Source organism: Glutamicibacter sp. PAEs-4 (genome assembly GCF_051161755.1).
In the GTDB taxonomy this organism is placed as follows: domain Bacteria; phylum Actinomycetota; class Actinomycetes; order Actinomycetales; family Micrococcaceae; genus Glutamicibacter; species Glutamicibacter nicotianae.
This window is the reverse complement of sequence record NZ_CP195017.1, coordinates 3,137,009-3,150,026: the sequence shown is the minus strand read 5'-3', so window position 1 is coordinate 3,150,026 and position 13,018 is coordinate 3,137,009. Positions and strand designations below refer to the sequence as shown.

General features: G+C 61.4%; 12 protein-coding genes. 5 read left to right on the top strand and 7 right to left on the bottom strand.

What is annotated here, in order from left to right; genetic code table 11:
• Nucleotides 1-128: 128 nt before the first annotated feature.
• Nucleotides 129-1,523 carry a cryptochrome/photolyase family protein gene (locus ACR9WD_RS14860; protein ID WP_434922350.1) on the bottom strand — a complete coding sequence of 465 codons (1,395 nt, stop codon included), beginning with the start codon at nucleotides 1,521-1,523 and terminating at the stop codon, nucleotides 129-131.
• 313 nt (nucleotides 1,524-1,836) lie between these two features.
• Here ACR9WD_RS14860 and ACR9WD_RS14855 point away from each other — a divergent pair, with 313 nt between their 5' ends.
• The gene (locus tag ACR9WD_RS14855) at nucleotides 1,837-3,213 is read left to right on the top strand and encodes an NAD-dependent succinate-semialdehyde dehydrogenase (RefSeq protein ID WP_434922349.1); all 1,377 of its coding nucleotides are present in this window, start codon (nucleotides 1,837-1,839) and stop codon (nucleotides 3,211-3,213) included.
• A 145-nt stretch (nucleotides 3,214-3,358) separates the two neighbouring features.
• Here the strand turns inward: ACR9WD_RS14855 and ACR9WD_RS14850 are convergent, their stop codons facing one another.
• Nucleotides 3,359-3,682: a hypothetical protein gene (locus ACR9WD_RS14850; RefSeq protein ID WP_434922348.1), complete on the bottom strand. Its 324-nt coding sequence runs from the start codon at nucleotides 3,680-3,682 to the stop codon at nucleotides 3,359-3,361.
• Nucleotides 3,683-4,305: 623 nt separating this feature from the next.
• On the opposite strand from ACR9WD_RS14850, the gene ACR9WD_RS14845 reads away from it, so the two are divergent.
• Nucleotides 4,306-4,647, top strand: coding sequence for a glutamate-cysteine ligase family protein (locus ACR9WD_RS14845; RefSeq protein ID WP_434922347.1), 342 nt, complete (start codon nucleotides 4,306-4,308; stop codon nucleotides 4,645-4,647).
• Entirely contained in the window at nucleotides 4,623-5,378 is a 756-nt protein-coding gene (locus ACR9WD_RS14840) for a carboxylate-amine ligase (RefSeq protein ID WP_434923219.1), read from the top strand. Before ACR9WD_RS14845 ends, ACR9WD_RS14840 begins: the two co-directional genes overlap by 25 nt.
• A gap of 105 nt (nucleotides 5,379-5,483) precedes the next feature.
• Here ACR9WD_RS14840 and bcp read toward each other — a convergent pair whose 3' ends face one another.
• From bcp to ACR9WD_RS14825, 3 genes are all read right to left on the bottom strand, one after another.
• Nucleotides 5,484-5,960 carry a thioredoxin-dependent thiol peroxidase gene (gene bcp / locus ACR9WD_RS14835; protein ID WP_434922346.1) on the bottom strand — a complete coding sequence of 159 codons (477 nt, stop codon included), beginning with the start codon at nucleotides 5,958-5,960 and terminating at the stop codon, nucleotides 5,484-5,486.
• 398 nt (nucleotides 5,961-6,358) lie between these two features.
• Entirely contained in the window at nucleotides 6,359-6,616 is a 258-nt protein-coding gene (locus ACR9WD_RS14830) for a DUF4235 domain-containing protein (RefSeq protein ID WP_038993046.1), read from the bottom strand.
• Between the two features lie 15 nt (nucleotides 6,617-6,631).
• Nucleotides 6,632-9,154, bottom strand: coding sequence for an ATP-dependent DNA ligase (locus ACR9WD_RS14825; RefSeq protein ID WP_434922345.1), 2,523 nt, complete (start codon nucleotides 9,152-9,154; stop codon nucleotides 6,632-6,634).
• 156 nt (nucleotides 9,155-9,310) lie between these two features.
• On the opposite strand from ACR9WD_RS14825, the gene ACR9WD_RS14820 reads away from it, so the two are divergent.
• Nucleotides 9,311-10,285: a Ku protein gene (locus tag ACR9WD_RS14820; protein WP_434922344.1), complete on the top strand. Its 975-nt coding sequence runs from the start codon at nucleotides 9,311-9,313 to the stop codon at nucleotides 10,283-10,285.
• Between the two features lie 4 nt (nucleotides 10,286-10,289).
• On the opposite strand, the gene ACR9WD_RS14815 is transcribed toward ACR9WD_RS14820, so the two are convergent.
• Both ACR9WD_RS14815 and ACR9WD_RS14810 read right to left on the bottom strand, forming a co-directional pair.
• Complete coding sequence (locus ACR9WD_RS14815; protein ID WP_434922343.1) at nucleotides 10,290-11,462, bottom strand: alcohol dehydrogenase catalytic domain-containing protein; 1,173 nt, start codon at nucleotides 11,460-11,462, stop codon at nucleotides 10,290-10,292.
• 56 nt (nucleotides 11,463-11,518) lie between these two features.
• Nucleotides 11,519-11,677, bottom strand: a complete 159-nt coding sequence (locus ACR9WD_RS14810) for a hypothetical protein (RefSeq protein WP_434922342.1) — start codon at nucleotides 11,675-11,677, stop codon at nucleotides 11,519-11,521.
• Between the two features lie 244 nt (nucleotides 11,678-11,921).
• Here ACR9WD_RS14810 and ACR9WD_RS14805 point away from each other — a divergent pair, with 244 nt between their 5' ends.
• Entirely contained in the window at nucleotides 11,922-13,016 is a 1,095-nt protein-coding gene (locus tag ACR9WD_RS14805) for a hypothetical protein (protein ID WP_434922341.1), read from the top strand.
• Nucleotides 13,017-13,018 lie beyond the last annotated feature (2 nt).

Genomic DNA, 13,018 nt, shown 5'->3' with positions numbered 1-13,018 from the left:
TTACAGCCGAACGCTGGAATGATTTATCCATTGGACGCTGGCCGTAGCTTGACGTCCATCAGGTGACGCAGCTGCCCTGACCCGGCGGCCCGGAACGTGCCAGCGCGCCGAGGCCGGCGAGGAGTTCTTCAGCTTGCATCGCGTCGGAGTTTCATCTGCTCATAGGCGTCCAAGGCATCGAGACGTGATTGCTTCAAGTCCACGATGGGCTCCGCGGCTAGCGGTGCGAATCGGGAGGCATAGCTTCCTTGCGGGTCGAATTTCTTGGCCTGCAATTCCGGATTGAAGACCCTGAAATACGGCGCAGCGTCCGCGCCGCTGCCGGCAACCCACTGCCAATTGGCGGTATTGCAGGCAATGTCCGCATCCACCAAGGTGTCCCAGAACCAGCGCTCGCCGACCTTCCAATGCAACTGCAGGTTCTTGACCAGCAGGCTGGCTGCAACCATGCGCACCCGGTTGTGCATCCATCCGGTCTTCCAGAGTTGCTGCATGCCCGCGTCAACCAGTCGAAAGCCCGTCTTGCCGCGCTGCCAAGCAGCAACGTGGGCTGCGGTTTGCTGATCGTCCTCGGGCCAAGACCAGTCGAAGTAGTCGAATTCTGCACGCAGGTTCCGCTCGGGAAGCTGCGGGTGGTGGTAGTACAGATGCCAGCAGAAGTCCCTCCAAGCCAGCTGGCGCCGCATTGCGGTGGCTCCTGCTGCAGCTTTGGGGCTCTCGGCGGCAAGCCGGCCCAAAGCATCCCACATCTCGTGCGCACTCAGATGCCCCCAGCGCAGGGCGGGGGACAAGGCCGAGGTTCCGTCCAGGTCGGGACGGTCATGCTGCTCCGGATAGTCTTCGGCAATTGATTCCAGGACCTCTTCGAGCCGTTGGCGCGCAGGCGCTTCGCCGGGTTCCCACCGCTCTGCCAATCCTGCAGTCCAATCCGTTGTTGCCGGCAGCAGTTCGAGTTCTTCCAGTTCGAGACCGGAGGGGATTGCCGATTCGGTCACGTGATCTTGGGCTGTAGGTGCTGGGAGTGGGGGCCTGATGGTGCTGTCGCGCAGGGCATTGTAGAAAGGTGTGAAGACCTTGTAGCCGGTTTCGTTCTTGGTCATCAGTTCCCACGGTTCGTGCAATAGCGTGCCGGGATAGCTGTGAGCTTCGAGTCCGAGGTCGCGTAGTGCGGTTTTGGCTTGGGTATCCACCTCGCGTTCCGGTTGACCATAACGACGGTTCCAGTGAACAGCCCCGGCCTTGGTTTGCTTGGCCAAATCCGTGATTTTTTCGTCCGCTGAACCTTTGGACAGGACAAGCGGAATGCCCAGTTCCACCAGTGACGCCCGCAGGCTTCCCAACCCCTGGTGCAGCCACCACTTGGCCGCACCACCCAATGGGCGAATGCCCGGGGAATCCTCGTCAAGAATGAATACCGCGATCACTGGTCCTGCAGACAAGGCGGAAGCTAACGCCGGATTGTCTGCGGTGCGCAGGTCATCACGGAACCACATGAGCTGGACTGGCGGTGGCGAGTGGTTCATTTGAGTGCTTCCCTTTCGATGCGCTAGTCAGGTAGTTAGCTTAGCTAATTTGATCCATGCACGGTTCCAACCTGTGTCGTGCGTCGGAAATTTCGGGCGCTGAATCATGTTTTCCCTCGTCAAGACAGTGGCAGAAACCTTGGGCTTGCCTGTGCGAGGGTGACGGCAGTGCCCGACACGGACTCGGCTGAGTACAGCTGAATCACGGCTGCAATGAATACTGGTCATCCGGCGGCATCTGCTTGCCAAACGCCCAGGCATTGCTGGCAGACTGGGCTGTGGACACTAATCGATGCGAAATCCAAGGAGCGGCATGAGCATGTATGCGGTAACCAACCCTGCCACCGGCGTCGTCGAGGCAACCTACCCGACCGCCACCGATGAGCAGATCCAGGAAGCCATGGCCAAGGCGCATAACGCCTACACCCAGTGGTCGGTCTCCGCGCTGGAGGAGCGCGTCGCCCTGCTCGAGCGCGTGGCCGACATCTATGAGGCACGAGCCGAGGAACTGGCCGCGATTATCACCCGCGAAATGGGCAAGCCCATCAAGCAGGCGCTGGGCGAAATCGGCATCGTGGCGGCAATCTACCGCTACTACGCCAAGAACGGCCCGAAGTACCTGGAGGATGAGGAGCTGGAAATCGCCTCCGGCGGCACGGCGCTGGTGCGCAAGGAAGCAGTGGGCGCGCTGCTGGGCATCATGCCGTGGAACTTCCCGTACTACCAGGTCGCCCGCTTTGCCGGACCGAACCTGATGAACGGCAACACTATCCTGCTCAAGCACGCTCCGCAGTGCCCGGAGTCGGCGCTTGCCATGGAAGAGATCTTCCGCGAAGCCGGTGCGCCTCAGGGTGCGTACGTGAACATCTTTGCCACCAATGAGCAGGTCGCGGACATGATCGCGGACCGCCGGGTGCAGGGCGTCTCGCTGACCGGTTCGGAGCGCGCCGGCGCTGCCGTGGCGGAAATTGCCGGACGTAACCTGAAAAAGGTCGTGCTAGAACTCGGCGGCTCGGATCCATTCATGGTGTTCGAGGACGCAGACGTGGCGCGCACCGCCAAGCTGGGCATGCGTGCACGGTTCGGCAACACCGGGCAGGCGTGCAATGCCGCCAAGCGCTTCATCGTCGACTCCTCGGTCTACGAGGACTTCTCCAAGGCACTGGTGGAGCAGGTCTCCGGGATCACTGTGGGTGACCCGTCCCAGCCAGAGAACTTCCTCGGCCCGCTGTCTTCTGCCGCTGCCCGCGATGGCCTGGCCGCCCAGGTGCAGGATGCCATCGACAAGGGTGCCCAGGTGCTGGCTGGCGGCAAGCCGATCCAGGGCGATGGCGCATTCTACGAACCGACCGTGCTGGCCGGGGTGACTCCCGAGATGCGCGCGTTCTCCGAAGAGCTCTTCGGCCCGGTCGCCGTGCTCTACAAGGTGGACGGCGAAGAGGAAGCCGTGGCCCTGGCCAACAACACCGACTACGGGCTGGGAGCTTCCATCCACACGCAGGACATGGAACGCGCGCAGCGCGTGTCACTGCAGCTGCAAAGCGGCATGGTGGCCATCAATGAGCCATCCGCTTCCTACCCTGAGCTGCCTTTCGGGGGAGTGAAGCGCTCGGGCATCGGGCGTGAGCTGGGCAAGTACGGCATGGATGAATTCATCAACCACAAGCTGGTGAAGATCGCCGGCCGCTAGCCGTCCGCAAAACGACAACGGTCCTGCCTCCCGTAAATCGGAGGGCAGGACCGTTCTCGTTTTGGCGCCTTAGGCTGCAATCGGTGCCTAGCGGTATGGCGCAAGCCGGCCATTCCCGGCTGAAGTACGTCGCGCAGTTCGGAATTTATCTGCGCAGCATTGTCATTTGCACCTGTTCTTTCGGTGTGAAGTCCGGAAGGGCGTTTGCAACAGCAGTGTGCGCCCAGTACCGGACTCGGAACTCCAGCATGCCGTGTTCCTCGGCTAGCTCGAAAAGAGAGCAGATCGGGTGGTGCGCCGGAGTTTCTTCAACTATTTCGAGAGCATCATTTGGTGGCGAGACGTGAATGAAACGAAGCCGCTCACCCTGGTTGTCGAGTATTGCCACCAGCACAGGGCAATTGTGAACGGAAACGAGACCCATGACATCGTCAACCGGCTCGTTGATTTGTCCATTGATCACCGGCATTCCCTGGATCCATCCATGCTCGCTCAGATGGGAGCGTCCCTCTCGGGATCCCAGAAGTTCCGCGACACGTTCAGCAGTTTTCGACCTGACCATATGTCCTGACATTGGTACTACCTCCACTTTGTTCGTAACTTTCGAGTTATCCCCAGAAGTCACGCCACTTCGCAGATTGCGGGTTGGCTTGCTGGCAGGGCATAGTTCGCCGTCAATGAGAAGCGGAGTGTACTTCAAGCGTAGGGTATTGGGCTTGGGCGTGGGCGGGGAAGCAATCCGCACCCAGCCTATTGCCAGCCCCAGTTTCCCTACTAGTCAGTAGCTGGTTGGCAGGTTCCGCAATATCATCCGAACTTCGCCGGATTAACGCGGGCGAGGACCCTGCAGCGCATCAATTCCACATCCGGAACTGTTGCAGCCTTCGTGTTCGATTCATGTCGGATTGATGGGAGGTCCATGGGAATCTCTGCCTCAACCGGGTGCATCCAAGGCATGCGAACTAATGTTTCAAAAACCGCACGCGCAATGGCGCAAACAAGTGATGCGGATGGTCCTGTGGCGAACTGGAAATTCAACGCTGGCCAGTTGCTAGCTTGGCGCCGATGCAAACCAATTCAGGGAGGCATGAGATGAGTACCTTTGGCATTGAAGAAGAATTCTTCATGTTGGACGCAGAAACGGGATTGCCTGCCAGTGCGGATCATGAGCCGTTCCGGCAATCACTGGATTCGCAACGCGACGGGGAAGTGCAAAATGAGTTTCTAGCTTGCCAAGTTGAACACGCGAGTTCCGTCTGCGAAGACCGGGACCAGGCGTTGCGGGAGTTGGGAAGCTTTCGCAGGGCCCTGGCAAGCAAAGCGGCCTCTAGCGGCCTGCTGGTCGCGGGCATAGGCGCCGCGCCCATGATTGCCCAGCAGTCTCCGGAATTTACCGACAACGCTAGGAAATTGGCAAATTTATTTCAGGAATAGCTGCAGAGCACTACATGTGCGGTTTGCATGTCCATGTCTCCATCCCTGATTCGGAAGCCGGCGTTCGTGCACTCAACTTCTTGCGTGGCTGGCTGCCCTTCCTTTGCGCATTAGGTGCAAACTCACCATATTGGCGAGGAGTTGACAGCAGCTTTTCATCATGGAGAACCATTCATTACCGGAAGTGGTCTGTCCAGGGAATCCCGCCATGCTTTGCAGACTTCCGGGACTACGAGACGCGACTTGCGCGCATCAATGGCACCGCTGCTGTGCCCGACCCCGGGCATATCGGATGGTCAGCACGGCTGTCGGAAAAGTACCCCACAATCGAAATTCGTGTTGCGGATTCGCAGCTCAGAGCACAAGATTCGGTATTGCTTGCCGTGCTCATGCGGGGACTGGTCGAGACTGCCGTGGCCGGTGTATTCGAAGCTGTCGAGTATCTTCCCGAAGTCCTGGATCTGTCATTGTGGCAAGCGGCCAAGAATGGCATCACCGGAGGGCAAGTGGATACGGGCACCGGCGCATCGATTGCGGTGAAGGAATTGGCTCGCAGGCTGCTGCGTATTGCCGAAAACGCACTGCGAGATCATGGGGACTACGACTTCGCCGTAATTTCCCTGAGGAATATGCTGGAGACGGGCAATGGCGCGGTCCGCCAGCGAGCTGCATTCGACCGTGGCGCTTTCATGCATCTTTTGGCCAACGCCCATGCCGAAATGCAGATATAGCTTGACAGTCCCAGCGCGGCCGGCGGAGCGCAGCCGGGGCCAGGCGAAGCTGGCCCCGGCTGAAGCATCACTGCTGGTGCAGGAGAGAACCAGGTGTGAAATCCTCTAGATTCCCAGCGAGTCGCGGAGTCGGGCTACATGTCCCGTGGCATCCACCGAATATTCGATTTGCTGGATGCTGCCATCTTCGTTGATGACTGCAGTGGAGCGCAACGTGCCCACGATCGTTTTTCCACCGATGGTCTTTTCGCCATAGGAGCCGTAGGCTGCCGCAACTTCATTGCCAGGATCGGAAAGCAGCGGGAAGTTCAGCGATTCATCGTTGGCGAAGGCCGCAAGCTCTTCCGGTGTGTCCGGGGAGATGCCCAGGACGGAGTATCCTGCCGCTTGCAACGAATTGAGGTTGTCGCGGAAATCGCAGGCCTCGGTGGTGCAGCCTGGAGTTGCGGCCTTGGGGTAGAAATAGACGATAACCTTCTGCCCTGAATAGTCGGAAAGGGAAATCGTTTCCCCCTTGGCGTCCTGCAGGGAGAAGTCGGGAGCTGGCTGGCCTGCGGCTATGGGAGAGGACTGGACGGGCATGGATCCCACTTTCGTATAGTGATATTTTCTTTTCATTCTAAGCTGGTGATTGCCCAGATGCCAGAGGAATCGGTGTTTTTCCGCGAGTTGAATCGCTGCACCTCGGCGGCCTTGCTTTACGGCATCCTCGAGATTGCCGACCTGTCCGAAGCTGTTCTTGCCTGCCATCGCAGATCTCCATGCGTATTCGCTACGGCTGAGATCTTTCGGCGGGGAATATGAACCGGCCGGCCAGATGATCACCGTTCGTTTCCCAAGGGGCTTCAGGCATCCGCGATTCATCACGGTGGTGGATGCACCGGGGAAACTTTTCCGCACGACCGGAAACCACCGGGTCGGGCAGCTGGGCAACAGCTGCCCGACCCGGTGCATCGGGGTACCGGCCTGATTGCGGCCAGCTACCGGCCCGCGGCCTTGGCTTCAAGGGAACGCGTCCACCGTTTGGCCAACGCCTGGATGGCAGAGGCGCTTGCACCTGAGATCACGGCGAACGCGAGCACCTTGCCTACGGCCGCCTGCTGCTGCTTCTCCGGGTTGGCCAGTGACGGCGGTTCTTCGCCCATGGCCTTGTGCCAGATCCCGGAGACGAGCTTGGCGCCAAGCCAGCCTGCGCCGAGCGAGACCAGGGTTCCGAAGATCTTTGCCAGCAATTTCATGTTTTGCTCCTTGTCTTAGCTGTCATTTGCGGTTCGGTTTCCGGAAGGATCCGCTGTTTCCCAGTGGACCTCATCCGGATGCTTGTCGTCGCGCCAACCGCGCCACACTGGATGGCGCAGAAGGCGCTCCGAGGTCAGTTCGCTGTATCGGACTTCTGCCACATATTTCGGGCTCACCCAGCGGGCATCGCGCCGATGCGCTGCCGGAATGTCCTTGGCCGGGGGAGTTTTGCGCTCGATCTTCTCAAGCCGTTCGCGGATCTCGGCAAGTTGCGTGTCGCTGAATCCGGTGCCCACCCGGCCGGCGTACTCCAAACCGCCATGTCCCGGAATGGCCAGCAGCAGCGACGCCAGGCTGCGGCTGCGCGACCCCTGCCCTGGCCGCCAGCCAATCACCACGGCTTCCTGATGCAGCTGGTGCTTGAGCTTCAACCAGCTGCCGCTGCGCCGGCCCAGCTCGTATGCCGAGTCGCGTTCCTTGGCCACCACGCCTTCCAGGCCTAGCTCGCGGCTGGTCCCGATGGCTTGTTCCAAGGTCCCGGTGTGGGCCGGGGGAACCTGCACGTACTGGTGGTCGATATCCAGGCCCGCAAGCCGCTGGCGGCGTTGCTCGTAGGGCAGCGCAGTCAGATCCTCTAGCCCGGCGCCTTTGCCGGCAGGCAACTGCAGCACGTCGAAGAGCATGTACTGGATCCTGATGGCCGAGGCCTGCTTCGTGCGCTTCTTGCGCTGGTGGGACACCCGTTGCTGGAGCAGCGAGAAATCTGGGCGGCCTGAAGGATCCAGGGCAACGATTTCCCCATCCACTACGGAGCGGTCCGGCAGCAGCGAACCGAGAATTCCAAGTTCCGGGAAGTCGCCGGTCAGGTCATGGCCGTTGCGGCTGATCAGTTTCGTTCCGCCGTCACCTACTACTGCAATTGCGCGGTAGCCGTCCCACTTCATTTCAAAGCTCCAGTCCTGCTCGATGCAGATGCCGCTGGCCGTGCCAGGCACGGCCAGCATGGGGCGCAACGGTTGGCCCGACAGGTCAGCCGCGGACTGCTTGGCGCTGGGCTCGCGAGCATCGTCCGGTCCTGCGCCACTGGAATCAGCGGGCGCCCCGCCCTCGGCTGCCGAAGGCTGGTCCTTGGCCAGCTGAAGCAGCCAATTGTCCTTTCCGCCCATCCCTGCGGCGTGGATCAGCACGAAACGCCGTGGCACGCCGCCCAGTCCTCCTGCTGGATCACCGGTGAGTACCGCGATGACTTCTTTGTTTCCGCGCCATTTCTCGATAACGCACCGGCCCGAATCCCAGATCGATACTTCCCCGGCGCCGTATTGCCCCTTCGGGATGCTGCCTTCGAAGCTTGCGTAGGATAGTGGATGGTCTTCGGTCATGACCGCGAGGCGCTGGACTCCGGGTTCCAGCGGAGGGCCCTTGGGCGCTGCCCAGGAGACCAGCACTCCCTCGTGCTCCAGGCGGAAATCCCAATGCAGCCGGCGGGCATGGTGTTCCTGGATGACGAAAGACAACCCGGTGCCTCCATTGCCGGACTGGACGGACTGTGCCTTCTCAGCTTTCCCGGATTGCTCCGGCACCGGTTCGGGTGTCAGCGCCGCATCGCGCTTGGAGCGGTAGGCCGCCAGGCGATCCGGGTCCTGCCGTTGCGCCGAGGCCAGTTGCGCCAGCGGTTCTATTCCATCGGCAATGCGCTCCAGCACCTCGTGGAAGTCCAGCTGCTCCAACCCCTGCGCTTCGATTTCCTGCCAGGTCCGCGGGGCGGCGACGGTGGGCCGGGCGCGGCCGCGCAGGGAATATGGGCAGACAGTGGTTTTCGAGGCGTTGTTCTGGCTCCAGTCCATGAGCACCTTGTTCTCGCGCAGCGAGCGCTTCATGCTGGCGAGAACCAGTTGCGGGTGCTCCTTCTCCAACGTCGAGGCCAGTTCCTTGGCCACCTCGTTGACCTGGTCGGAGGTGTATTTGCCATCCAGCCCGGCATAGAGGTGGATGCCCTTGGAACCAGAGGTCACCGGGAAGCTGGGCAGCTCCATGCCGTCGAGGATCTCGCGGCAGATCAGCGCGACTTCAGCGCACTGCTCCAAGCCGGCACCGGGACCGGGATCGAGGTCCAGAACCAGCCGGTCCGGGTTGGCAGGTTCCAGCGACGAATCGAAACGCCATTGGGGAACGTGGATTTCCAGCGCCGCCATTTGGGCCAGCCAGGCAAGCACCGCCTCGTTATTGACCAGCGGATAGGTATTGAGATGGGTCTTGTGCTGCAGCTTGGCCGAGGGAATCCAACTGGGGGCGGAGTCTTCAAGATCCTTGCGGAAAAACACCTTGCCCGGTTCTTCGGCAGTGCCCACCCCGTCCACCCAGCGCTTGCGGGTAGCGGGGCGCCAGGCGGCATGCGGGATCAGCACCGGAGCCACTTGCTGGAAGTAGTCCATGACTTCTCCCTTGGTGGTTCCGGTCTGCGGGTACAAGATCTTGTCCAGATTGCTGACCTTCAGCGTGTGCCCCGCGACTTTGACGGTTTGCTCCCTGCGTGCCATGCGCTGTCCTTTGCTTTTCCGTATGGGGCCAATCTTCCCGAGCAGTGCCGGGGAATCCAGCGTTCCAAGCAAGCTTTGCGTTTTGCGCTGCTGAACCTCCGTGCCGCCTGCCAGTATCCTCCGGCCAGTGACGCGCGGCCTCAAAGATGCTTCACTATGCCCATGCGAGCTATCTGGACTGGATCAATTGCCTTCGGCTTGGTGAACGTGCCGGTCAAGGCCTACGGCGCCACCGAAGACCACGACATCGACCTGCACCAGGTCCATGACAAGGACGGCGGACGGATCCGCTACGAACGCCGATGCGAAGTGTGCGGGAAGAAAATCGCCTACAAGGATCTGGACAAGGCCTATGAAGACGGGGAACGGACCATTGTGCTCACCGATGAGGACATGGACGCTCTGCCTGCGGAGAAAAGCCGCGAAATCGAGGTGGTCCAGTTCGTTCCGGCAGACCAAGTTGATCCCCTGATGCTGGAGAAGAGCTACTATCTCCAGGCGGACTCGAAGTCGCCCAAGGCCTACGAGCTGTTGCGCCGGACACTGGAAAACACCGAGAAGCTGGCGGTGGTGCGCTTTGCCCTGCGCCAGAAGACCCGGCTGGGCATCTTGCGTGTCCGGTCCAAGGTGATGGTGCTGCAAGCGGTCATGTGGGCGGACGAGCTGCGCGATGCCGAGCAGGTGGCACCGGAGAAATCACCACGGATCAGCGAGCAGGAACTGAAGATGTCTGCTGCCCTGGTGGACCAGTACAGCACCGACTTCACCCCGGAAGAATTCCAGGACGACTACCAGCTTCAGCTGCAAGCGCTGATCGAAGCGAAAATCGAGCAGGGCGAGGAACTGGATACCGAAGCGACCTTCGGCTCCGAGGAGCGCGGCAGCGACTCCGGAGAAGTCATCGATTTGATGGAAGCGCTCAAGCGCAGCATCGAGGGCCGGAAGTCAAAAGCCGGGAGCAAAGCGGCGAGGAGCAAGGAACCACCAGCCAAGAAAGCGCCGGCGAAGAAATCCGCGGCGAAGAAAACGGCTGCTGCCAGGAAACCAGCCAAGAAGAAGGCGGCGGCAAAGGAGGCCTCCCCCTCGCCACACAAGAAGAAGGCCTCCGGTTCCGGGAAGAAAAGTGCCTAGCTCGCTACGGCTTGAGCACCACCTTGATGCACGCATCCTGCTTCTTCTGGAAGGTCTCGTACATCTTCGGACCGTTCGAGAGCGGCTGCTCGTGCGTGACCAGGTCGTCCAGGCCTAGCGGATCGGTTGCATCCTCGGCCAGCGGCAGCAGCTTCCGCGTCCATGAGCGCACATTGCATTGGCCCTGGCGGATCTGGATCTGCTTGTCGAACAGCTTCACCATCGGCATCGGTGTGGCGGCCCCGGCATAAACGCCGCTGATCGACAGGGTGCCGCCACGCCGCACCGCATCAATGGCCGAATCCAGCACGCTGGTGCGGTCCGCGGAGACGTTCTCCATGGCCAGCTGCGCGGCCTTGTCCGGCAGCAGCCCGGTGGCTTGCTGGAACATCGAGGAGACCGGGGAACCATGGGCTTCCATGCCCACTGCATCGAGCACGGCGTCGGGGCCGCGCCCGGTGCGCCCGCGCAGTTCGCCCACGGTGTCCTTGGTGAAGTCCAGGGTTTGGATCCCGTGGCGCTCGGCCATGGAGCGGCGTTCGGCTACCGGGTCGATACCCAGCACCTCATAGCCCAGGTGGCGGCCGATGCGCGCGGCGAGCTGGCCCACCGGTCCGAGCCCGTAGACCGCGAGGGTTCCGCCGTCCGGGACGCTTGCGTACTCCACGCCCTGCCACGCGGTGGGCAGGATATCGGAGAGGAACAGATAGCGGTGGTCGGGCAGCTCGTGGCCAACTTTCACGGCACCATAATCGGCATGGGGCACGCGCAGGTATTCGGCCTGGCCGCCGGGAACCTGTCCATAGAGTTCGGAGTACCCGAAGAATTGGGCGCCCTTGCCGTGCTTGCGCACCTGGGTAGTCTCGCACTGCGACTGCAGGTCATGCTGGCACATCCAGCAGTGGCCGCAGGAGATGTTGAACGGGATGACTACCCGGTCGCCCACCGACAGCTTGGTGATGCCGCTGCCAACTTCCTGGACAATCCCCATGGTTTCGTGGCCCAGCACGTCGCCAGCATGCATGTAGGGGCCAAGCAGCTCATAGAGATGCAGGTCTGATCCGCAGATCGCGGTGGAAGTGACCTTGATGACGATGTCTGAGGGGTCCTGGATCACCGGATCCGGGACGTCGCTGAATGCGATCTTTCGCTTGCCTTGCCATGTCAATGCCTTCAAATCATTCTCCTCCGTGCTTCGTTTCCCGTTATGGACAGCAGTCAGTCGGTGTTGAACTAGTCGGTGTCCACCGCGTCTGGGTCCTGGTCTTCCGCCGGCTGCTCGAAAGCATCCTCATTGCTGCCAACCGGATTCTGCTTGTCCTTCCCAGCGTGCTCATCGCGCAACGGAGGGTTCCCCTGGCGCGTCTCTTCTTCTGGCTGGTTGGAGTCCATGGTCTTTCCTTCCTGTACCAGATGGGCGATGGCACTGACCCTGCCACACCGGGCCGCAGGCAACAAGGGAAGTTTGATGGGCATTGCCTGTGAGTCAGGAATCCGCGGAATCCCGGCGATCAAGGGTGCAATGCCGATGCTGGTTCCTGCAAGGTTGCTGAACGGCACTGCATGCCCGGGCACGACTTCCTAGGGTGTGCTGTGGGAGCGGCTCAAGCTGCTGCCGGAGAGCTGCGAGGTGCTGATGAGCGAGCAAGAGCCCGAGATGCGCACGGTGGGACTAATTGCCGACCCCGGCATAGCCGATACCATGGCCAATCGGGTAGCTGCGCGGTTGGAATGGGTCTTGGAAAAGCTGCAGGAGCAGGAGCTCCGGTGGGACGTGCAGGTGGCCCCGTTCTCCCTGCCATTAGGGGAGAGCGGACGGGTGGCGTTGAATGACAAGGTGCCGAAGCTGCGGGAGAAGCACGGCTGGGACTTCATCGTATACCTGACCGATGCACCGCACTATGTGCAGAACCGGCCGGTGCGTTCGGTGATTTCCGTCGAGGATGCTTCGGCCGTGCTTTCCATGCCCAGCCTCGGGATGGCCCGGCCGCGCACGGTGGCACGGGAACTGGCCGAACTGGTTAGGGAATTGGCTACCGGCAAGCAGCCCGCCCCGCCGCCCACCCCGCTGGGCCGGGCAATGAGCGTGCACGCCAGCCGGCAGGACGGGCAGAACGAGCAGAACCGCATCACGAGCATCGAGGGCCTGCGCGGGCGGCTGCTGCTGGTCGCCGGAATGGTGCGCAGCAACCAGCCGTGGAAACTGGTGCCGCGGCTTTCCTCCGCGATGGCAGGTGCGGTGGCCACCGGAGCCTTCGGCGTGTTCTACACGAGCATCTGGTCCATGGCCGACTACCTGCCCGCTGCGCGGCTTTCGCTGATCACGCTTTCGAGCATTCTGATCCTCACGCTCTGGCTGCTGCTGCACAACCGGCTGTGGGAGAGACCCCAGGGCAACCGCCGCCGCGAGAGGATGGTTATCTACAACGCGGCCACGGTGCTCACGGTCGGGTTTGCAGCGACGGCCATGTACCTGCTCTTATTCCTGGCGCTGCTGGCGGGTGCACTGATTGTCATTGACCAGGAATACCTCGCCTATCAGCTGCGCCACGACGTGTCGCTGGCCGAATACGTCAATCTTGCCTGGCTGGCATCCTCGCTGGGAACCATGGGCGGGGCCATCGGCTCCAGCTTCGACGAGGTCAAGGAAGTCCAGCGCGCTACCTTCAGCCAGCGCGAGTACGAGCGGAGGAACATGGAATTCACCATCAGCAAGGACGAGGTGGATTGATC

Bases quoted from the DNA above. Each gene is read 5' to 3' on its own strand.
- ACR9WD_RS14860 (WP_434922350.1), bottom strand. From the start codon at position 1,523: ATGAACCACTCGCCACCGCCAGTCCAGCTCATGTGGTTCCGTGATGAC.
- ACR9WD_RS14855 (WP_434922349.1), top strand. From the start codon at position 1,837: ATGAGCATGTATGCGGTAACCAACCCTGCCACCGGCGTCGTCGAGGCA.
- ACR9WD_RS14850 (WP_434922348.1), bottom strand. From the start codon at position 3,682: ATGCCGGTGATCAATGGACAAATCAACGAGCCGGTTGACGATGTCATG.
- ACR9WD_RS14845 (WP_434922347.1), top strand. From the start codon at position 4,306: ATGAGTACCTTTGGCATTGAAGAAGAATTCTTCATGTTGGACGCAGAA.
- bcp (WP_434922346.1), bottom strand. From the start codon at position 5,960: ATGCCCGTCCAGTCCTCTCCCATAGCCGCAGGCCAGCCAGCTCCCGAC.
- ACR9WD_RS14830 (WP_038993046.1), bottom strand. From the start codon at position 6,616: ATGAAATTGCTGGCAAAGATCTTCGGAACCCTGGTCTCGCTCGGCGCA.
- ACR9WD_RS14825 (WP_434922345.1), bottom strand. From the start codon at position 9,154: ATGGCACGCAGGGAGCAAACCGTCAAAGTCGCGGGGCACACGCTGAAG.
- ACR9WD_RS14820 (WP_434922344.1), top strand. From the start codon at position 9,311: ATGCCCATGCGAGCTATCTGGACTGGATCAATTGCCTTCGGCTTGGTG.
- ACR9WD_RS14810 (WP_434922342.1), bottom strand. From the start codon at position 11,677: ATGGACTCCAACCAGCCAGAAGAAGAGACGCGCCAGGGGAACCCTCCG.
- ACR9WD_RS14805 (WP_434922341.1), top strand. From the start codon at position 11,922: ATGAGCGAGCAAGAGCCCGAGATGCGCACGGTGGGACTAATTGCCGAC.